This is a genomic window from Bacteroides sp. RCH18, assembly GCF_058231005.1.
In genome coordinates, this window is the sequence record NZ_JBIPTC010000001.1 from 1,704,789 (window position 1) to 1,727,360 (window position 22,572).

At 44.7% G+C, this 22,572-nt stretch carries 16 protein-coding genes; 6 read left to right on the plus strand and 10 right to left on the minus strand.

Translation table 11 applies throughout. The features are described 5' to 3' along the window. Nucleotides 1-31: 31 nt before the first annotated feature. Entirely contained in the window at nt 32-1,951 is a 1,920-nt protein-coding gene (locus ACHLI0_RS06935) for a sensor histidine kinase (protein WP_490748734.1), read from the minus strand. A 197-nt stretch (nt 1,952-2,148) separates the two neighbouring features. On the opposite strand from ACHLI0_RS06935, the gene uvrA reads away from it, so the two are divergent. After that, nucleotides 2,149-4,920 (plus strand): excinuclease ABC subunit UvrA, encoded by a 2,772-nt coding sequence (gene uvrA, locus ACHLI0_RS06940; RefSeq protein WP_055221375.1) that lies wholly within the window; start codon nt 2,149-2,151, stop codon nt 4,918-4,920. A gap of 86 nt (nt 4,921-5,006) precedes the next feature. Here uvrA and ACHLI0_RS06945 read toward each other — a convergent pair whose 3' ends face one another. The 4 genes from ACHLI0_RS06945 to ACHLI0_RS06960 form a co-directional block, all read right to left on the minus strand. Then, nucleotides 5,007-5,492: an outer membrane beta-barrel protein gene (locus tag ACHLI0_RS06945; RefSeq protein WP_008763307.1), complete on the minus strand. Its 486-nt coding sequence runs from the start codon at nt 5,490-5,492 to the stop codon at nt 5,007-5,009. A 4-nt stretch (nt 5,493-5,496) separates the two neighbouring features. After that, nucleotides 5,497-5,727 carry a hypothetical protein gene (locus ACHLI0_RS06950; protein WP_008763306.1) on the minus strand — a complete coding sequence of 77 codons (231 nt, stop codon included), beginning with the start codon at nt 5,725-5,727 and terminating at the stop codon, nt 5,497-5,499. Then, on the minus strand, nt 5,724-7,154 hold the full coding sequence (locus ACHLI0_RS06955) for a carbon starvation CstA family protein (RefSeq protein ID WP_008763305.1): 1,431 nt from the start codon (nt 7,152-7,154) through the stop codon (nt 5,724-5,726). Before ACHLI0_RS06955 ends, ACHLI0_RS06950 begins: the two co-directional genes overlap by 4 nt. A gap of 232 nt (nt 7,155-7,386) precedes the next feature. Continuing rightward, entirely contained in the window at nt 7,387-8,910 is a 1,524-nt protein-coding gene (locus ACHLI0_RS06960; RefSeq protein ID WP_490748735.1) for a GDSL-type esterase/lipase family protein, read from the minus strand. A 185-nt stretch (nt 8,911-9,095) separates the two neighbouring features. Here ACHLI0_RS06960 and ACHLI0_RS06965 point away from each other — a divergent pair, with 185 nt between their 5' ends. After that, nucleotides 9,096-10,553 (plus strand): glycoside hydrolase family 10-like protein, encoded by a 1,458-nt coding sequence (locus ACHLI0_RS06965; protein WP_490748737.1) that lies wholly within the window; start codon nt 9,096-9,098, stop codon nt 10,551-10,553. Between the two features lie 561 nt (nt 10,554-11,114). Here the strand turns inward: ACHLI0_RS06965 and ACHLI0_RS06970 are convergent. Then, nucleotides 11,115-12,311, minus strand: coding sequence for a hypothetical protein (locus ACHLI0_RS06970; RefSeq protein ID WP_490748739.1), 1,197 nt, complete (start codon nt 12,309-12,311; stop codon nt 11,115-11,117). A gap of 164 nt (nt 12,312-12,475) precedes the next feature. Here ACHLI0_RS06970 and ACHLI0_RS06975 point away from each other — a divergent pair, with 164 nt between their 5' ends. From ACHLI0_RS06975 to ACHLI0_RS06985, 3 genes are all read left to right on the plus strand, one after another. Then, a complete protein-coding gene (locus ACHLI0_RS06975) occupies nt 12,476-13,654 on the plus strand; it encodes an ATP-binding protein (RefSeq protein WP_490748741.1) in 1,179 nt (392 codons plus the stop codon). Between the two features lie 33 nt (nt 13,655-13,687). After that, entirely contained in the window at nt 13,688-17,245 is a 3,558-nt protein-coding gene (gene nifJ / locus ACHLI0_RS06980; RefSeq protein WP_055229588.1) for a pyruvate:ferredoxin (flavodoxin) oxidoreductase, read from the plus strand. A 124-nt stretch (nt 17,246-17,369) separates the two neighbouring features. Further along, the gene (locus ACHLI0_RS06985) at nt 17,370-17,558 is read left to right on the plus strand and encodes a hypothetical protein (RefSeq protein WP_055229586.1); all 189 of its coding nucleotides are present in this window, start codon (nt 17,370-17,372) and stop codon (nt 17,556-17,558) included. Between the two features lie 10 nt (nt 17,559-17,568). Here ACHLI0_RS06985 and ACHLI0_RS06990 read toward each other — a convergent pair whose 3' ends face one another. The 3 genes from ACHLI0_RS06990 to ACHLI0_RS07000 are packed head-to-tail and all read right to left on the minus strand — an operon-like array spanning nt 17,569 to nt 20,510. Continuing rightward, entirely contained in the window at nt 17,569-18,429 is an 861-nt protein-coding gene (locus tag ACHLI0_RS06990; protein WP_055229583.1) for a glycine betaine ABC transporter substrate-binding protein, read from the minus strand. A gap of 27 nt (nt 18,430-18,456) precedes the next feature. Continuing rightward, complete coding sequence (locus tag ACHLI0_RS06995; protein WP_008763296.1) at nt 18,457-19,287, minus strand: ABC transporter permease; 831 nt, start codon at nt 19,285-19,287, stop codon at nt 18,457-18,459. After that, nucleotides 19,284-20,510: a quaternary amine ABC transporter ATP-binding protein gene (locus tag ACHLI0_RS07000; protein ID WP_490748742.1), complete on the minus strand. Its 1,227-nt coding sequence runs from the start codon at nt 20,508-20,510 to the stop codon at nt 19,284-19,286. The genes ACHLI0_RS06995 and ACHLI0_RS07000 overlap by 4 nt, the downstream gene beginning before the upstream one ends. A 605-nt stretch (nt 20,511-21,115) precedes the next feature. Here ACHLI0_RS07000 and ACHLI0_RS07005 point away from each other — a divergent pair. Next, on the plus strand, nt 21,116-22,270 hold the full coding sequence (locus tag ACHLI0_RS07005) for a glycosyltransferase family 87 protein (RefSeq protein WP_490748743.1): 1,155 nt from the start codon (nt 21,116-21,118) through the stop codon (nt 22,268-22,270). Here the strand turns inward: ACHLI0_RS07005 and ACHLI0_RS07010 are convergent. Beyond that, nucleotides 22,233-22,565, minus strand: coding sequence for an MGMT family protein (locus ACHLI0_RS07010; protein ID WP_490748744.1), 333 nt, complete (start codon nt 22,563-22,565; stop codon nt 22,233-22,235). The genes ACHLI0_RS07005 and ACHLI0_RS07010 overlap by 38 nt on opposite strands. Nucleotides 22,566-22,572 lie beyond the last annotated feature (7 nt).

Here is a 22,572-nt window from a genome sequence, read left to right on the forward strand (position 1 = left end):
AGATAATAGATGCAGATACTATCTCCAACTATTATTGAGGCCATTCGACAACAAATCTTGCACCACCCGCGTAGCTGGTGTCCAGATAGACATTTCCATCCACTAATTCCATGATCTGACGGATAATAGACAATCCTAGTCCGGTACCCTGAGTGAAGGCGTCGACCTTCGCGAACCGTTCGAAAATGGAGTCCCGATAGTTTTCATTGATTCCGGGACCGGAATCTTCGATAATGAAACGTACCAGACGATTCGGTTTGTCTTCTGCATAACTGAGACGTATAAAGCCGGATTCCGTGAATTTATTGGCATTGTTCAGCAAACCGAGCAGCACACGCTTCATCCAGATTTCAACCGTACACACTTCGACCGGAGTGGAAGAAGGCATATATTGTAACTCAATTCCCTCTTTCAGATTCTGACGAATCAATCCCAAACATTCCTGACAACACGCATCTACACTCACTGGCTTCTTCGGTATATCATCGGTCTGAGAGTCCATGTCGGCTATATCAATCACATTATTTACCAAATCCAGCAGATAAGCATTGCTGCTTTCCATCTGACGGGCATATTCTTCCATCTCTTCCTGCGTCAGCCCACCGGCAGCCATCAAGGATGAAAAACCGATAATCGAATTGAGCGGAGTACGGATTTCATGTGTAATATGCTGGATAAAAGAGCTTTTCATGTGGCTGGCCTTGATAACTGCCTTATTTGCCGCATCCAGTTTCCGGTTCAACGACAAGGAGCGCATATAGTAGAACGTGATAACAATCAACAATATCAACACCAGGCATCCGACAATCACGGAAGTTATAAAGAGATTGCGGTTGACCTCCGCCCGCAGTTCCAGCTTATCGTGCTCCAACTTATCTACTTCGAACTGCACGGTATATTTGCTTAATTGCTCGTCCAGCTCTGCCGAACGAATGGAATCATTAATATGTGCATAAGATTTATAAACCTCGCAGGCATCTTCAAAGCGTCCCATCTGCTCCATAAACTGGGCTTTCAACAGGTGATTGGCAGGATAACAGCTCCCCACCGAATGATGATAATCCATCAATGAGTCCAGATAGTTGAGTGCCATCTGATTGTCATTCAACGTCCGGGCACAAAGAATTTTATATCCCAACCATCCTTCACGGGGAAAAGCATTTATATTTTCGTGATAAAACTTATCCGTTTCTGCAATAAACGGCTGCGCCTCCTTCTTCCCTTTCAATGCCAACGTAGCAATCACTTGAAACTGATAATAACGCATAGTAAGCTCCGGTCGGACAGGGATATCCTTACGCTTCATTTTCTCAATCAGTCCCGGCATGCAGTTCAAGTATTCTATCGCATTGGCATACTCCCCTCTAGCCAGATGAGTCTGGATAATATTCAGTGACACCACGTAGGCATCTTCATAAAAACCTGCATCGCTAAAACGTGTCAGTGCGGAAGAATAGTATTCGAGACAGAGCTTGACGTTGTTACTGAACACCCGATGATTATATCCGATACACATTTCGCTACAAGCCATTCCGAAAGCACTCTTGGCCGCATCCGCATCTTTCTGAAGAAGTTCTGTCTCACGCATGGCCTCATCCTGCAACCCCTTCTCGGTAAGCAACTGAATATACTGGCGCCACTGTGTATAGCGATTATTAACATTGCCACGTTTCAAAGACCAGTCCATATATTCGTATGCAACCACCTTCAGGCTATCTGTATTCCTCAACCGATAATAATGGGAAGTAATCAGAGAATAAGCATCGTCGATTCTGGCAGTATCGTTCTGCTGCCTTGCCAATCGCATATACTCCTGATAGAAAGGTATGAAATCTTTCTGACCTATTTTTTTTGAGATACTGTCGGAAAGGACTTCCAACTGTTGTTCTTTGTTTGTGCTACTAAAGGCTAAAGTAGATGCAAAACACAGAATGAATAAGCTAATAACCATCCGGATGTTTTTCACGATTCAAGTCAATTTGTTGTTATTTTGAAATGTTTGTTGTAAATTCTGGACCAAGATACGCCAATTATCCCGAAGAGATTTCTTTTTATTACTAATTATAACATATCTTAACCCGACCAAAAACCTTTCTTCTACCAATAAAATCGCTAACTTTGCCGACTATCATAAAAAAGGAGTATTTTATGTCAGAAAACAAACATATTTCGATCAAAGGAGCGCGGGTTAACAACCTGAAAAACATCGATGTAGATATTCCACGCAACAAGCTTGTCGTGATCACCGGACTATCCGGTTCGGGGAAATCGTCGCTCGCTTTTGACACTCTCTATGCAGAAGGACAACGTCGTTATGTAGAAAGTCTTAGCAGCTACGCACGCCAGTTTTTGGGACGAATGAGCAAACCCGAATGTGATTTTATTAAAGGAATCCCACCGGCAATCGCCATCGAACAGAAAGTGAACAGCCGCAATCCGAGATCTACCGTAGGAACTTCCACCGAGATTTATGAATATCTGCGCTTGCTTTATGCGCGGGTGGGACGGACATATAGCCCCGTCAGCGGAGAAGAAGTCAAGAAGCATTCGACGGAGGATATCGTCAACTGTATGCTTTCGCATCCGGAGGGAACCAGATATACCGTATTGACCCCTATCCGCCTGCGCGAAGACCGTACCCTGCAACAACAACTGGAGATAGACCTGAAACAAGGCTTCAATCGGGTGGAAGTGAACGGTGAAATGAAACGTATCGATGAATACAAGCCGGTGGCAGGCGACGAAGTTTATCTGCTGGTAGACCGTATGGCAGTGGCAAGCACGAAAGATGCCATCAGCCGACTGACGGACTCTGCCGAAACCGCCATGTATGAAGGTGACGGTACGTGTATGCTACGTTTTTATCTGCCGGACGGCACCACCAAACTATATAGTTTCAGCACGAAATTCGAAGCGGACGGCATCACTTTTGAGGAGCCGAACGATCAGATGTTCTCGTTCAACTCTCCTATCGGTGCCTGCCCCGTATGCGAAGGATTCGGCAAGGTGATCGGCATTGACGAACATCTGGTAGTGCCCAACCGCTCGTTATCCGTGTATGAAGGGGCCATCGTCTGCTGGCGTGGCGAGAAAATGGGAGAATGGAAAGATGAACTGATTCATAATGCGGATAAGTTCGATTTCCCGATTTTCACCCCTTACTATGAGCTGACAGACGAGCAACGTCGCACACTTTGGGAAGGAAACCAATACTTCCACGGCATCAACGATTTCTTCAAGATGCTGGAAGAGAATCAATATAAGATACAGTACAGGGTAATGCTGGCACGCTACCGTGGAAAAACAATCTGTCCGAAATGTCACGGTACACGTTTGAAACCGGAGGCAGGATATGTGCGGGTAGACGGAAAGAGCATTTCCGAACTGGTGGATTTACCCATCACTGAACTAAAAGAGTTCTTCGACCATCTGAACCTCAACGAACACGACAGCAATGTAGCCCGCAGAATTCTGATTGAAATCAACAGCCGCATCCGCTTTCTGATAGATGTAGGGTTGGGATATCTGACTTTAAACCGGCTCAGCAACTCACTGTCGGGTGGAGAAAGCCAGCGTATCAATCTGGCAACGTCATTAGGAAGCAGCCTCGTCGGCAGTCTCTATATTCTGGATGAGCCGAGTATTGGTTTGCACAGCCGTGACACCGACCGTCTGATCCGCGTATTGCGTCAATTGCAGGAACTCGGAAATACAGTGGTAGTGGTAGAGCACGATGAAGAAATAATCCGTGCCGCCGATTACATCATCGATATCGGTCCGAATGCCGGCCGCCTGGGTGGAGAAGTCGTTTATCAGGGTGATATGAAAGACCTGAAAAAAGGCAGCAATAGTCATACGGTACGTTATCTGTTGGGAGAAGAGGAGATTCCCGTTCCCGAACATCGTCGGCCGTGGAACAATTATATCGAACTGACAGGTGCCCGCGAAAACAATCTGAAAGGAGTGAATGTAAAGTTCCCTCTCAATGTGATGACAGTAGTCACGGGTGTTTCCGGTTCCGGTAAGAGTACGTTAGTGCGGGATATCTTCTATCGGGCACTAAAACGCGAACTGGATGAATGCAGCGACCGCCCGGGAGAGTTCTCTTCTATCGGTGGAAGCCTGCGTGACTTGAGAAATATCGAATTTGTCGATCAAAACCCGATTGGCAAATCGTCCCGTTCCAATCCGGTGACTTACATCAAGGCTTATGACGAAATCCGGAAGCTATGGGCGGAACAGCCTCTGGCAAAACAAATGGGATACACAGCCGGACATTTCAGTTTCAACAGCGAAGGCGGACGATGCGAGGAATGTAAAGGCGAAGGAACCATCACTGTAGAAATGCAGTTTATGGCAGACTTGGTGCTGGAATGCGAATCCTGTCACGGTAAACGTTTTAAAGCAGATACACTGGAGGTGAAATTCCAGGATAAGAACATCTATGATGTACTGGAAATGACAGTAAACCAAGCCGTCGAATTCTTCACCGAACACGGTCAGAAGAAGATTGTAAAAAGACTGCTTCCGCTACAGGATGTCGGACTGGGATATATCAAATTAGGCCAATCCTCTTCTACCCTATCCGGTGGTGAAAACCAACGTGTGAAGCTGGCATTCTACCTGAGTCAGGAGAAAGCCGATCCGACCCTGTTTATCTTTGACGAACCAACCACCGGACTGCACTTCCACGACATCCGCAAGCTGCTGGATGCCTTCGACGCACTCATCCGACGGGGACACAGCATCGTCATCATCGAACATAATATGGACGTTATCAAATGTGCCGATTATGTAATCGACCTCGGACCGGAAGGCGGAGACAAAGGCGGAAATATCGTAGCGGTAGGTACCCCGGAGGAAGTAGCCGCTTGCGGAGCAAGCTATACGGGGCAGTTTCTGAAAGAAAAGCTTGCTTAATGGATAATGGATAATTGAAAATGGATAATGAGCTGCGCTGTTTACTGCATAGCCATTATCCATTTTCAATTATCCATTATCCATTGTTAGAAGTAGAATCCGAATCCGACTTTAACGCCGAAACGTGACATGTCGCTGTCGTTGAAGCGCCATTTGTAATATACGGCAGGTTCGATGGTTACGGTGCGGGAAAGGAAGTAAGCGTATCCGGCTTCGATGCCTAGCCCCCAGTCAGTCTGGTGATGTCCTCCGCTCCAACGGAAGCGGTTCCAGTCGAGACCTCCGCCCAGATAAACACCGGTGGAATTAAAGTAGAAACGCATTCCTGTTCCTAATGTGTATTCGTCTACGGGTTTTGACCAATCAGCACCGACATTAACCATCAATGCGATACCGTCGGCAAGGAATGTACCGGCTTGCGCACCAATACCAAACTTCGCCTTATCGTTTTTACTATACGAAAAATCCAATCCCGTTACAGAAGGATTAAGAATCATTTTTCCTTTCTCAAATTGTGCCTGGGCAGCTATTGATACCACCAGCAGACAAATAGCTAAAGCTAATTTCTTCATAAATTTACTTTTTTAAGTGAATAGATTGTTCGTCTTTTTTACGGCGTTCACGCATTTGTTCCTTCTTTCGGAGCACGAGCCAAAGCAAGAGTACGATGACGTAAGAACCTACCACCGTAAGAATCTTCTCCGTCTGGCCGACTTCCGTGTTGCGAGGTAACAAATAGGCTGCCGTTACTGATACATAAATAAGGAATGCGATAGCAACTCCTGTCGATTTTTTTATTTTCTTCATTCTGATAATTTTCTAGTTTTTTGTTTTCCCAGCCAGATAAAGAACCAGGCAATAGCTACCACTACGCATCCTATACCGATGCAGTAGGAAACTATATGCGAGAGTCCCAGCCCTTCGGGAGCAATACATATATAAGTAGAACAAACACTCGTCATAAATAAGGCGGGGATCAGCGTAATCCAATAAGGCTTTTTGGCTACCACAAGGTAGACTGTGATAGCCCAGAGGGTGAACACCGCCAATGTCTGGTTGGCCCAAGCAAAGTAACGCCAGATCATGTTAAATCCGTCCGCGTCACGCAAGCTATAAAGAAGCAGGCCGATAGCTACTGCGAACATCGGAATACAAATGTATAAACGACGGCGCATACTTTTTTGTTCCAGTCCCAGAAAGTCCGCCACAATCAGGCGGGCGGAACGGAAAGCGGTATCTCCCGAAGTAATGGGAGCCGCAATTACTCCAAGAATAGCGAGCACTCCACCGATAGCTCCCAGCCAGTCTTTAGTGATAGCGTCTACTATCACAGAAGCATTACTTTCTTCCATTCCATTTTCATGGAAGAAATAAGTAGCGGCTGCCGCCCATATCAAAGCAACGATGCCTTCGGTAATCATTGCACCATAGAAAACCGGACGTCCATGACGTTCTGAAGTCATGCAGCGGGCCATTAAAGGACTCTGCGTGGCATGGAAACCGGATATGGCACCGCAGGCGATACTCACAAACATAATCGGGAAGATCGGCAGTTCACTGGCATCCGGATTGGTATTCTGCAAGCCGTCCCATAGTTCGGGCAAAGCAGGGTGATTGACATAAAGCATCACCAGGATACCAACCGCCATAAACAGCAAGGCTACTGCAAACAACGGATATATTTTACCGATGATCTTATCGACCGGAAGCAGGGTAGCCAGAATATAATATAGGAAGACCACGACAATCCAAAAGGTAGCGTCCAGACTTTCCGGAGTCAGCTTGGCCAATAGTCCGGCAGGTCCGGCTACGAAGACGGAACCGACGAGAATCATCAGAAGAACAGTAAATCCACGCATTATCTGTTTGGTAGTCAGCCCCAGATAACGGCCTATGATTTCGGGAAGACTCTCTCCCCCATGACGCAAAGAAAGCATTCCGGCAAAGTAATCATGAACAGCACCTGCAAAAATACTTCCCAATACAATCCATAAATAAGAAGAAGTACCGAACTTCGCTCCCATAATCGCACCGAATATCGGACCCAGTCCGGCGATATTAAGGAATTGAATCATGAATATTTTCCAGGTAGGCAACGGAATATAGTCTACTCCGTCGGCTTTGGTAAGAGCCGGTGTTTTACGGTCGTCCGGACCAAAGACGCGCTCCATCAGGCGTCCATACGTGAAATAGCCTGCTATCAACGCCAGCAGGCACAGGGTAAATGTAATCATGGCGTGTTGTTTTTTTAACTGTCGCAAATGTAACATAATCTCACGAAACAGCCCAACAATACCGACACTTTTGCTAACTTTGCAGGGATTTAAAACAAAAAATAAAGAATATGCACCGAACTATTTTCATTCTTTCACTTTTGTTTCTTGTTCTTCCGGCAAAGGTTTAGATACAACCTCCTTTCTTTTCAATGCTAATATAGGTAATCCGATATATACACCAAGGTCTGAATTACTGCTTCTTCATTTCATCAGCTGTCACGATTTTCCATTTATCCAAGTCTTCAATTTGGCCGCTTCTATTGCCTACCACCTCTGTACTGTTCGCAGAAGACAAACCTATTCTTGCTTCAGGAGACAGCTCCAATGAATAATAGCCTTCATCATCCGTAGGTGTCAGGAACAATGCATATTTAGGATCATGCACTCGCCAGTCATCACCCGGTTTACCCACAATCACTTTATCTCCATTATTCATTACATGAAGGTTGGTCGCTATATTTCTGACACGGAGGATATGATACGTCAAATTCTCGATACAAAACAACTGGGACTTCTTTTCCGAATCATATTTTGCGGCAGAAATCAGTTTCGAATCCGGATTACAATCCAGTACCATACCGGTTGCCTTGTTTACCAAATAGACCTGAGATACATTATCGGTTACATAAGGCATATATTTTTCCTTGATAGTTACTGATTTCAGTTTGGCATCCTGTCCTCTCCATTGTACAGTCACTTTATGTTTACCTTTTATCCGACGGTCGAAAAGAGCAGATTGCGTAGTGAAGTTCTTGGAGTCGGCACCCGAAACATCAACTGAGGCAAAAGGAATTGTTTCAGTATCCAGATAGAAATCCAAGTATCCCGATTTCTTTTTATTCAATTGTACGTCAACCTCTACTTTCTCATACGTAGGCAACGAGCCAAAATGTACATCGAATGACAATCTCGTACCGTTCTTCACTTTTTCAATAGCACTATTCTTCATCTTCGCCTTCGAATCTGAAAGAGAAATATCCGAAGCAGCCACCGTTACCCCACCAGGGTTCATAACGAATTCACCCGTTATCGCCTTATACACTTCCTTCGCTATAATATAATGCCCTCTATGGTCGGGATGCACCCAATCGTTGCCGCCCGGCATAAATTCCGGATGCCCCTTTAAGGGATTATACAGATCTACACAGACCAGATTAAGTTCCTCCGCAATCTCTCTTACGGCAGGCTGAATATAATTCTTTGCTACATTGTCATCAAATGAACCTAGAAATCCCCCATCGCCATAATACATCGGAGGAGGCGTACAAATATAAATATCCGGTTTGGTCGAAAGAGCCTGGAATTTAGCGATCAACTTCTTATAGTCTGCCTTAAAAGTCTCCTTACCATATTTTTCGAAATTCTTCTTGTTGGCATCATTTGCACCGAACTTAATAATGACAATATTAGGTTTATACTCAAGTGCCGCTGCGCATTGCTCAGAATTAATGTAAGCGAATTGATATTCATTAGGATTTTCGGGAGTAGTCGCATCTTCTCTTAATTTTATAAATACCCCGGAAGAGCCTTTACCAAATTTGGTAACTTCATAATCATCACCGAGCATTTCAGCCAGAGGCATCGCGTAATAACCATAATCATTCGTTCCCCCGGTAATACTGTTTCCAACAGTAGCAACTCTAATCTTTCCCGTCTGGGCAGTCAGACTCGCCGCAAACAAAAGACAGAGCGACACAGATAGTAGCTTTTTCATTGTTTATTATATTGTTATATTAATATTTTCTATTTCGTACCTTATTAAAAGACGGCTAAGAATGCAGATACCACTAAAAGAGAATCAGTAATTTTCTGTCAAATAGCATTAAATAAAAAAGGAATAATCAATTTACAGACATTTTTGCTAGCTTTGCAGAGATTTAGCATCTAAAAGGGAATAATATGCACCGAACTATTTTCATTCTTTCACTTTTGTTTCTTATCCTTCCGGCTAAGGCGCAACCCAAGCACGAAGTTCGTGCAGCATGGATTACGGCTGTATATGGTCTGGACTGGCCCCGTACACGGGCTACGACTCCTCAGGGCATCTGCAAGCAAAAGGAAGAATTGGTGGATATCCTTGATAAACTGAAAGCTGCCAACTTCAATACTGTCCTGTTTCAGACACGTACACGCGGAGATGTGCTGTATCCTTCTTCCATCGAACCGTTCAATTCTATCCTGACCGGAAAAGTCGGAGGAAATCCGGGATATGATCCGTTGGCCTTTGCAATTGAGGAATGCCACAAGCGGGGGATGGAATGTCATGCGTGGATGGTGACAATTCCGCTAGGCAACAAAAAGCACGTCGCTTCTCTCGGCAAACAATCTGTCACCAAGCGAGTGAAAGATATATGCGTGCCTTATAAGAATGAATATTTCCTTAATCCGGGGCATCCTGCTACGAAAGAGTATCTCATGAGACTCGTTCGGGAAGTGGTGGACCGCTATGATATAGACGGAGTGCATTTCGACTACCTGCGCTATCCGGAGAATGCGCCTCTATTCCCCGACAAATATGACTTCCGCCGTTACAGCAAAGGACGTACTTTGGATCAATGGCGACGGGATAACATTTCCGAAATCGTCCGATATATATATAAAGGAGTAAAAGCAATGAAGCCGTGGGTAAAGGTAAGCACTTGTCCTGTAGGAAAATACAGAGACACTTCCCGCTATTCTTCCCGTGGTTGGAACGCATTTTATACCGTTTATCAAGACCCGCAAGGATGGCTCGGAGAAGGTATTCAGGATCAGATATATCCCATGATGTATTTTCAGGGAAACAGTTTCTATCCTTTCGCGCTCGACTGGCAGGAACAGAGCAACGGACGACAGGTTATTCCGGGGCTGGGCATCTATTTCCTCCATCCCGACGAAGGGAAGTGGACACGCGACGAAGTGGATCGTCAGATTAATTTCATCCGTAATCAGAAAATGGCAGGAGAAGGGCATTACCGTGTCAAGTATCTGATGGACAATACTCAGGGAATTTATGACGAACTGATTGAGAACTTCTATGCCTATCCGGCATTACAGCCCCCGATGACATGGTTGGATAACGTTCCGCCGTCTGCCCCCTCAGCACTCAAAGTTACGTCCATCGACAACGGATATACCGAATTGAACTGGCAACCAGCGACGGATAATGACCAACGGAATAAACCGATGTACGTGATTTATGCTTCCAATGAATATCCGGTAGATACAAAGAAAGCGGAAAATATTGTCGCACAAAGTATTCGTGAAACAAGTTACATTTATGCACCCATCCAGCCTTGGAATGCCAAGAAGTATTTTGCAGTAACGGCTATCGACCGTTGCGGGAATGAGAGTGCACCCATAAATGGAGATAAGTAGGCATTTCAGACAGTATTACCACAATATGACTTTTCCGATGTTCACCAATTCCAATTTAGCAGTATCTTCAAAGAGTTTCCATTGCTTGAAACCAGAGTTTCATCGGTGTGAAACTGTAGTTTCATCGGTGAGAAACTAGAGTTTCATACGCTTGAAACTTTAGTTCCAAACGCTCGAAACTATCTGAAACTACTGTTGATTTGATTGACTTAACCGCATGTTCCAATCACATTGAACGCATCAGCTACTTCAATAGTACTGCTCTCTCTGAAAACATTAAATCATATATCAGTCAATAATACATAAATTATCAGTCCTTAATACTTGATTTCTCAATTATTAATATCTGAGAAATCAAACGTTAACAGTTGAGATATCAGATATTAACATCCTGTAAATCAAAGAATAACACAGTAAAAACGGTATTTATCAGGACGATGCAGAGTGAGAGCAAGTCCTTGCTCTCACTCTGCTACCACTGGATCTCTAACAGCTAAAACATCGATGAATAAAGGGATACAGACGAACTGTTAGAGCATGAGAGCAAAAGCACTATCTTTTTCACTGGGGGAGAGTAAGCAAAAGAAACGCACGATACCGGCTTTGAGGCGTCACCGGTACTAACGGCAAATATCCGGCACACACCCGATTATTCTCTACGGACAAAGGGAACGAAGCCGACATCTGCCGATGTTCCTCCAAAGCCTGACCGGCTAAAGGATAATAATCAATCCGAAAAGCTCCTTCCGCATCCGCAGCCAAATAACGATCCGTCAAGAGCCATGCCACCACCCCCATATTCATTCGCAGATTAATTTCGACACAAGGATGAATCCGGTAAACAGGCGCTTCACCCGGAAAATGACAAATCATCATATCCACTCCCAAGTATCCATGATAAAAGCCACCGAACAAAGCTGACAATTCTTCTTCCAGACAAGTCCGCAGCCTGATAAATTCTTCTTGTGGCACATAAGCCGATAGTTTCTGCAGAATCTTCTCGTCAGACAGCAAGTCATTTCCCGCATACATCCCACTCCCACCCGTGTGGAAGACCGAATATCCGGCAAAAACAACCCGTCCTCTCCCATCAGCATAAAACTCCATAGCGAAATCTTCCACCTTATTATATATAGGTTCGCCTACCACCCCGCCCTGAGAAGCAGCGACACGGGCACACCAACCGGAAATAAAAGTAGTAAATATGCCTTTACACCAATTCAATCCTTTCCCGCTTCCGGAAAGCGGAGCTTTTAACAAGCACGCTTCCCGCCCTTCGACGAACGCACTGCACTCCGCCAAAGTATTCAAATAAAAAGATTCTCCACAGAAGTATTCATTCAACCGCAACCCAGGCAACAACTTTACCGCCTGCAGACGATGTGAGTGCTCCCTCAGAATATCCATATATTCTGCAGAAGGCAGCTCCGTCTGATCTGCCCCCAATATCATCAAACGCTTCCGCAAAGCAGGGTCCCAACCCCACGGAGAGAACTTCCGGTCTTTACCGCCAGCCACTTCCGGTTCCGTCAACAAGGCCACATCCATGCCCAAAAGTTCACTCTTTGTTTTCAGGAAATCCGCATTATAAGCAGACGGTGCAAGCACCGCACTTCCCGCTTCGGCATACCACATAGGAAGCAATGCCAGGTCACTCGCCATCTGTCGGGCGGAAGCCGGCGCCATATAGTTCGTCTCACCGCTTGCCAACGCCATATCATGCTCCGGATTGAATATATAAACAGGTCTTTTCGTCATGTCAAAGATGGATTCAACACATTATTCTGCAAATATATACAGGAAATAATCAGGAACTTACACAATAAAGAGAAACTTATAAATTAAAGCACATTTTTGCTATCTCTACTTTGCAAATCCTAAAAAAAGCACTATATTTGCCAGCCGAAAAACAAAGAAACGAAATGGAATCATTCTATCGCACACACGCCTACCTCGTTGAGCACACCAATGCCCCCGTTCGCCGTGATCTTATGGACGAGATCGACTGGAGTGACCGTCTGATTGGTATCAAAGGGACACGTGGCGTAGGAAAAACCACTTTCCTCCTGCAGTACGCCAAAGAGAAATTCGGAACCGACCGTTCCTGTCTGTTCATCAACATGAACAACTTTTATTTCTCCGGTCACAGCCTTGTTGACTTCGCCAACGAGTTTCAGAAACGTGGCGGAAAAGTACTGCTGATCGACCAGGTGTTCAAACATCCCGAATGGAGCAGAGAGCTACGAATGTGCTATGACCGTTTCCCCAGCCTGAAGATTGTCTTCACCGGTTCTTCCGTCATGCGACTCAAAGAAGAAAACCTCGAATTGCGTGACATTGCGAAAAGTTATAACCTGCGCGGATTCTCTTTCCGTGAATTTCTGAACCTGCAGACAGGAATGAAATTCCGGGCATACAGCCTCGAAGAAATCCTCAGTACACATGAACAGATAGCCAAAGGAGTACTTTCCAAAGTACGACCGCTGGATTATTTTCAGGATTACCTGCATCATGGTTTCTACCCTTTCTTCCTTGAAAAACGTAATTTCTCGGAGAATCTGCTGAAAACAATGAACATGATGGTAGAAGTGGATATCTTGCTGATCAAACAAATTGAGCTGAAATATCTTTCAAAGATAAAAAAATTACTATATTTGTTGGCTGTGGACGGACCGAAAGCTCCGAACGTGAGCCAACTGGCAAGTGACGTACAGACATCCCGCGCTACGGTAATGAACTATATCAAGTATCTGGCAGACGCACGTCTGATTAATCTGGTTTACCCGAAAGGAGAAGAATTCCCAAAGAAACCGTCAAAGATTATGATGCACAACTCTAACCTGATGTACTCCATTTATCCGGTGAAAGTGGAAGAACAGGATGTACTCGACACGTTCTTCGTTAACACTTTATGGAAAGACCATAAGGTACATAAAGGAGATAAAAACGTCTCTTTCATGGTAGACGAAGTGATGCCGTTCAAAATTTGTGCGGAAGGTACAAAAATAAAGAATAACCCGGACGTGACGTATGCGTTGCAAAAGGCTGAGATAGGCCGCGGCAACCACATACCTCTCTGGATGTTCGGATTCTTATACTAAAAAGATTTATTTACTTAAATATTTAATTTAGTTATGACTAAACAGAAGAAATTCATCACATGTGATGGTAACCAAGCTGCAGCACATATCTCGTATATGTTTTCTGAAGTAGCAGCTATCTACCCCATCACTCCTTCTTCGACTATGGCTGAGTACGTAGACGAATGGGCTGCCGCAGGACGTAAGAACATCTTCGGCGAAACAGTATTGGTACAGGAAATGCAATCTGAAGGTGGTGCTGCCGGTGCAGTTCACGGTTCTCTTCAGGCTGGTGCATTGACTACTACTTACACTGCTTCTCAGGGTCTTCTTTTGATGATCCCTAACATGTACAAGATTGCCGGTGAATTCTTGCCTTGTGTATTCCACGTTTCTGCTCGTACACTGGCTTCTCACGCATTGTGTATCTTCGGTGACCATCAGGACGTAATGTCAGCTCGTCAGACTGGCTTCGCTATGTTGGCAGAAGGTTCTGTACAGGAAGTTATGGATTTGGCAGGTGTTGCTCATCTGGCTACTATCAAATCACGCGTTCCGTTCATGAACTTCTTCGATGGTTTCCGTACTTCTCACGAAATCCAGAAGATCGAAATGTTGGAAAACGACGATCTCGCTCCGCTGATCGACCAGGAAGCTTTGGCTGAATTCCGTGCCCGTGCACTGAATCCGATGAAGCCGGTTGCCCGTGGTATGGCTGAAAACCCCGACCACTTCTTCCAACATCGTGAATCATGCAATAACTACTATGAAGCAGTCCCTGCTATCGTAGAAGAATACATGAACGAAATTTCCAAGATCACAGGCCGCAAATACGGTTTGTTCGATTACTACGGTGCAGAAGATGCAGAACGCGTAATTATCGCAATGGGTTCTGTAACTGAAGCTGCCCGCGAAGCTATCGACCACTTGGTAGCAAACGGCGAAAAAGTAGGTATGGTTGCCGTACACTTGTATCGTCCGTTCTCTGCTAAACACTTCCTGGCTGCTGTACCCAAGACTGCAAAGAGCATCGCAGTGCTTGACCGTACAAAAGAACCGGGTGCTAACGGCGAACCTCTTTACCTTGACGTTAAAGACTGCTTCTATGGCGCAGAAAATGCTCCTGTTATCGTTGGCGGTCGCTACGGTCTGGGTTCAAAAGATACCACTCCGGCACAGATCATCTCTGTATTCGAAAACTTGGCTATGCCAATGCCGAAGAACCACTTCACTATCGGTATCGTAGACGACGTTACGTTCACTTCTCTTCCTCAGAAAGAAGAAATCGCTCTGGGCGGTGAAGGTATGTTCGAAGCTAAATTCTACGGTCTGGGTGCTGACGGTACGGTAGGTGCCAACAAGAACTCTGTTAAGATTATCGGTGACAACACCGACAAACACTGTCAGGCTTACTTCTCTTACGACTCCAAGAAGTCGGGTGGTTTCACTTGTTCTCACCTGCGTTTCGGTGATACTCCGATCCGTTCTACTTACTTGGTAAATACTCCGAACTTCGTTGCTTGTCACGTTCAGGCTTACCTGCACATGTACGACGTAACACGTGGTTTGCGTAAGAACGGTTCTTTCTTGCTGAACACCATCTGGGAAGGCGAAGAACTGGCTAAGAACCTGCCTAACAAGGTGAAGAAATACTTTGCACAGAACAACATCTCTGTATACTATATCAACGCAACTCAGATTGCAATGGAAATTGGTCTGGGCAACCGTACCAATACAATCCTTCAGTCTGCATTCTTCCGTATCACAGGCGTTATTCCTGTAGATCAAGCTGTTGAACAGATGAAGAAATTCATCGTTAAGTCTTACGGCAAGAAGGGTGAAGACGTTGTTAACAAGAACTACGCTGCTGTAGACCGCGGTGGTGAATACAAGACTCTGACTGTCGATCCTGCTTGGGCTAACCTGCCGGATGATGCAAAAGCAGAAAACAACGATCCTGCTTTCATCAACGAAGTAGTTCGTCCGATCAATGCACAAGACGGTGATTTGCTGCCGGTATCTGCATTCAAGGGTATAGAAGACGGTACTTGGTATCAAGGTACTTCCAAATACGAAAAACGTGGTGTAGCTGCATTCGTTCCCGAATGGAATGCTGAAAACTGTATCCAGTGTAACAAGTGTGCTTACGTTTGTCCTCACGCTTCTATCCGTCCGTTTGTACTCGATGCTGAAGAGCAGAAGGGTGCTAAGTTCGAGCAACTGAAAGCTGTAGGTAAAGTATTCGACGGTATGACATTCCGTATTCAGGTAGACGTTCTCGACTGTCTGGGTTGCGGTAACTGTGCCGACATCTGTCCGGGTAATCCGAAGAAGGGTGGCAAGGCATTGACCATGAAACACCTTGAAAGCCAGTTGGCCGAAGCTGATAACTGGACTTACTGCGCTGAAAACGTGAAGAGCAAACAACACCTAGTAGACATCAAGGCTAACGTGAAGAACTCTCAGTTCGCAACTCCGTTGTTTGAGTTCTCAGGCGCTTGCTCCGGTTGTGGTGAAACTCCGTACGTGAAACTGATTTCTCAGTTGTTCGGTGACCGTGAAATGGTTGCTAACGCTACAGGATGTTCTTCTATCTACTCAGGTTCAGTTCCTTCTACTCCGTACACTATGAACGAAAAGGGTCACGGTCCTGCATGGGCTAACTCCTTGTTCGAAGACTTCTGTGAATTTGGTCTGGGTATGGAACTGGCTAACGAAAAGATGCGTGCCCGTCTGGTGAAAGTAATGAACGAAGCTATCGCTTCTGATTGCTGCCCGGCTGAATACAAAGAAGTATTCGCTGAATGGATCAACAATATGCTGGATGCAGAAAAGACTAAGGAACTGGCTGAAAAGATCATTCCGATGGTAGAAGCTGCTAAGGATAAATGCAACCACTGCAAGCAAATCGCTGATCTGCAACAATATCTTGTTAAACGTAGTCAGTGGATCATCGGTGGTGACGGCGCTTCTTACGATATCGGTTACGGTGGTCTTGACCATGTAATCGCTTCCGGTAAGGACGTTAACATCCTTGTATTGGATACTGAGGTTTACTCTAACACAGGTGGTCAGTCTTCTAAAGCTACTCCGGTAGGCGCTATCGCTAAGTTTGCTGCTGCAGGTAAGCGTGTACGTAAGAAAGACCTCGGTCTGATGGCTACTACTTACGGTTATGTATATGTTGCTCAGATTGCTATGGGTGCTGACCAGGCTCAGACTCTGAAAGCCATCCGCGAAGCTGAAGCATATCCGGGACCATCACTGATCATCGCTTACGCTCCATGTATCAACCACGGTCTGAAAGCCGGTATGGGTAAGAGCCAGGAAGAAGAAGAAAAGGCTGTTAAGTGCGGTTACTGGCACTTGTGGCGTTACAACCCTGCTTTGGAAGAAGAAGGCAAGAATCCGTTCCAGCTGGATAGCAAAGAACCTAACTGGGAAGACTTCCAAGGTTTCTTGAAGGGTGAAGTTCGTTACGCTTCTGTAATGAAACAATACCCTGCTGAAGCTGAAGAACTGTTTAAAGCTGCTGAAGAAAACGCTAAATGGCGTTACAACAGCTACAAACGTCTTGCCAGAGAAAACTGGGGAGCTGATACAGCTGAATAATAAGTAGAAATACTTTGTACATAATAAAAGGCAGGAATCCTGGAAACAGATTCCTGCCTTTTTTGTTTATATATTAGAAGTAACGATTACTTCTCACGAAGATATTCATTAAAACTCTAAAGATATGATCGGATTTGTTATTTGGATTGTCGGTTTGATACTGACTTTCAGAGCTGCCATAGAGATTTGGAATATAAATGCGGCTGTAGAGAAAAGGCTTATAGCGATTGTATTAATCGTTCTTACCAGCTGGCTGGGACTACTTTTCTACTACTTCTATGGTAAAGAAAGAATGGCGGGATGGTTGAAGTAGTGTTTGCTTATCAATCTTTCTTAGGAATCCAACTGTTTACCAGTTCCTGATGTTCTTCCATCCATTGACGGGCAGCCTGTCTTTCCGTCGTCTGCGCCTCTTCCAGAGCAGTCATTAAAGAACTGATTTCCGCATCAGTCAGACGAATATTGCCCAGAAGTTCGGCAGCAAAAGGATCTTTCTCGCTAAAACCTTTCCACGCTATGGTATGAATGGTTTCCGCATTTCCATATATCAGCTTCGGGTCCTGAAGAACTTTCAGTTTGAAACGGTCGAACATCCAGTGAGGCGTCCATCCCGTCACGACAATCCAGTCCTTCTTATCAATCGCTTTCTTTAGGGAAGCAGTCATGGCAGGTCCGCTCGAAGTCATCAGTTTATAATCCAATCCATAATCTTTGATGGCCTGATCGGTAGCTTTCATAATACCGGCTCCGGCATCAATGCCGACAATCTGGCCAGAGAAACGTTCCTTTTCCGCATTCAACTCTTCGATCGAGTTGATTGTAACGTAATCCGGAACCACCAGCCCGATACGGGCACCATCATAAATATCCCCGATAACTTCGAGTTTATCTCCGTATTGTTTCATATAATCTTCCATAGTGACAGGCATCCAGACATCCATAAATACGTCTGCTTTCTTACGGGAGATAGAGGTAAATATAGGTGCAAGGTCGGCATTCAGCAACTTTACATCGTACCCCTGATCTTCAAAAATCGCTTTGGCAAGGTTTGTCATGGCAATCCCTTCCGACCAGTTGGCATAAGCGATACTTATCTTCTTACTCTTTCCGTTGTCTCCGCAGGAAACGAAGGTTAAGAGTATGCCGGCAATAAACATTGCCACAATCATTTTTATCTTATTCATTGATTATTCCTTTCTTTGGTGTGATTCTTATTTCTTTTTACTTTTTCTGTTATCTGCCATACCCTGAGTGATGCGGTCCAGTACGATCGCCAATATCACGACTGCGATACCGCCTTCAAATCCGAGTCCGATTTTCATTTGGGTGATACCTTTCAGTACGATTTCTCCCAATCCTCCGGCAGAAATCATGGCGGCAATCACTACCATCGAAAGTGACATCATGATCGTCTGGTTGATTCCCGTCAGAATAGTAGGCAACGCCAAAGGCAATTGCACCTTATAAAGAAGCTGCCAGGGAGTAGCTCCAAAAGAACGGGAGGCTTCTACTACGTTTTTAGGAACCTGACGAATGCCCAGACCGGTCAGACGAACCACAGGAGGCATTGCAAAGATGATGGTGGCAAAAGCTCCCGGCACAGTTCCCAATCCGAAGAATAGAACGGCAGGAATCAGATAGACAAAGGCAGGCATTGTCTGCATAAAGTCGAGGACAGGGCGCATTATCTTGTTACAACGATCACTGTTGGCAGTCCAGATTCCCAGCGGAACGCCTAAAAGCAATGCCAGACAAGTGGAAGAAAGTACTAACGCCAATGTCTGCATCGTTTCTTCCCAAAAGCCCATGCCGTAAATAAGCAATAAGCCCAAGAGGGTAAATACGGCTGTCCCCTTACCCGACTTAAACCAGGCGAGCGCAGCCAGCACTGCAATTGTGATATAAAAAGGTATTCCAAACAGTACGTGCTGAAAACCGTCTATGAATCCTCCGATCCCCATGCTGAGAGCATCAAAAAAGGAAGCAAAATGTTCTGTGAGCCAATTAATGGCAGTTTCTATATATTGTCCGATATTTATCATAATTCTATTGCGTTTTGAATGATTTCATTAATTTCTTCTTTATCTTTTCCCGTTACTTCGATGATCAATGAGGAAAGTGGCACTACGCCTTCAAACTCCCGATTCTCATTTACGACCCAGATTGGCGAGTTCGTTTTTGTCATCAACGGAAGAATATCTTCCAGCACCGTATCACCCAGCACTGAATGAACTTCATGCCTTACTACGGACTCGATGGAGCGGATTTGCTCTTTTCGCAGTTTCAGCAAGTCATTCAACCGCACCTCTCCTACTAACAGATTATTGGAATCGACTACCGGAAGAACGGTCAGATTCCGTTCGCGCATCTTACGGATCAGCACCTCCGGACCTTCTTTCTTCAAACGTGCCACTATGGGTTTATCTACCATAACAGAGGAAGCCGTAATAATCTTGCTTCGATCTACATTCTCCACAAATCGTTCTACATAAGCGTTGGCAGGTTCGGTCAGGATTTCTTCCGATGTACCGATTTGTACAATTTCTCCATCCTTCATGATAGCAATCCGGTCACCCAATTTAATCGCTTCACTCAGGTCGTGAGTAATAAAGACAATCGTTTTTTTCATCTTCGACTGCAAAGTCAGCAGTTCATCCTGCATCTGTACGCGGATCAAAGGATCGAGTGCCGAGAAGGCCTCATCCATCAACAGGACTTCGGGATTATTGGCCAAAGCCCGTGCCAGCCCGACACGCTGCTGCATCCCACCCGACAGTTCACTTACCATCTGATTCTCGTAGCCTTTCAGCCCCACCAGTTGCATACTTTCCATCGCTTTCTGCTCCCGTTCTCCCTTTTTAACTCCCTGTAGTTCGAGTCCGAAAGCTATATTATGCAAGACAGAACGGTGAGGAAGCAGACCGAAGTTCTGAAAGACCATAGCCAGTTCTTTCCGGCGAATCTGCAACAGTTCTTTATCCGACACTTTGGCTATGTCTGTTCCATTGATAATCACTTCTCCGGAAGTAGGGCGTATCAAACGGTTGATGCAGCGGAGTAAAGTGGACTTTCCACTACCGGACAGCCCCATAATGACGAATATTTCGCCTTCATTAATGGAAAGATTCGCATCTTTCACCGCAACCGTACATCCGGTCGCTTTTAATATTACACTTTTTGTTTTACCTTCTTTCAACATCTTCAAAGCCTTCTGCTTCTCATTGCCAAAAACCAGATAGAGATCTTTAATTTCTATTTTACTCATACAATAAAATGGTTTAGGTTATTAAAATAATATACACAGCAAGACAAGAACAAACGATAATAGGAATCTTTCTTTATATCGTATAAAGTTCTGATTTAAATACGGGACAAATAACAATGAATCCCGAAATAATTAATAGAATGATTATTGACAGACTGAGTAATTAAAAAAGGAATAGAATTTGATAAGATAATCCTTTCAACGAATAGCAAAAAAATAGCATTTTTATGTATAGAAACAGCCTGTTCCAGTATCTTGCTGGCACAAAGATACAAAAAACAGATTAAACATGCAAATTATATTCAAAATCCGGGGCATACAGAGGGCTTTAATTGTAATGATATGGAAAGTTTTCGGGTAATATTCCCCTATCACTCAGCAAAATAGAACAAACCGGCAGATAAATATAAAATAAGTTTGAATATTTCACCTAAACACCGTATATTTGGCGTCAATAACTAAACTAGATTTATATGTTCAACAGGGCTATTACAATTTTCCTGGGGAAGGATAATTGTCATTACACAACAAAAGAAAAACAAACAGGTACTGCCACACTAGACGACAAAAGCCAAGTACAGTTCCTTAGTAAAATGAACCCCAAAATGCCGTTTTTCTATAGTCGGCGGAATCTCTACATGATAGGCTTCCTGCTCGCTTTTATAGTGACTCTGCTCGAATTTATGCGAGGACGACATCAAAACTTTATGGTCTTCTCGGACGCTACTCAATTCTTCTGGCAGGGGATCAGCCCATACACAACTGAATTTGTAGAAACTCACGGACGCTACTTCCTTTATTCTCCTGTTTTCACGGTATTGTTCGCTCCGTTTGCGTATCTGCCTGCATGGCTGGGACCTTTCGCGTGGAATCTATTCAATTATTCGCTGTTCTTTGTGGCGATCTTCACGCTGCCCCACCAATTCACCCAGCAGCAGAAATGCCGTATGTTCCTTTTTCTGTTACTGATTTTAGGACAAAGTTTACTTTCATTTCAGTATAACATAACGGTAGCCTATTTATTCTTATTCGCCTATACGTTATTGGAAAAAGACCGTGGATTTCTGGCTGTTCTGTTAATCATGATTTCGGGATGTACCAAAGTATATGGAATTTTCGAACTGGCATTGTTACTGTGCTATCCTCACGTATGGCGTAACTTTGGCTATGCCGTCGCAATGGGCATTGTATTGCTTGCGTTACCGTTAATCAAAATAGCTCCTGCAGATTTGCTCCCCTATTATGAAGAATGGTGCCATAGTCTTGCTGTTCATCAATCCACCGGAGCTTATGATTCATTTTTCTATGCCCACCCCATTGCAGCATGGACATTGCCACACTTCCGTGCACTTCAGATAGGAATGCTCGGTCTGCTGACTCTGCTCTTTTTGGGGAATTTCCGCAAATGGTCGTCTTTTGCCTTCCGTGCCCAAGCTTTGGGCATTCTCATGGGCTGGGTAGTATTACTGAGTGACTCCGCCGAGAAACATACCTATATTATCGCATTGGCAGGTTTCATGCTCTGGTATTGGAGCAGGCCAACACGTACCGCAACAGACAAGATTCTATTTTGGTGCTGTTTTGTGCTGTTATGTATCGTTCCTATCGACATATTCGTCCCTGTTCCCATCAGAGATTTCATTACCAGGACCTTATGGCTTCATGTATGGGTTTTCTTTATTGTATGGATACGGATGATATGGCTTACCTTCCTTGCATCCTTCATTCATCCACGTGCCACAAATGATCTTTCAGATTAACGCATCCGTTAGCTTTGAAAGAAACTTCTTCTGCCAGCAAGAGTTGTTTTTGTTCCACCCAACCGGGCACCAGCCTTCCGGCGGAATTTACAACTCTATGGCAGGGAATGGATAATTCATCCGGCACTTCTTTCAATGCACGCCCCACCATCCGCGAGCATTGAGGTGCCCCCAAGAGCAAAGCAATACCTCCATAGGTAGATACTTTTCCTACAGGTATCTGGGATACGACTTCGTATACTTCCTTCCGAAAGGATTCGGAAAAGCTCTCTTTATCTACTTTATAATCTTTCATATATCCC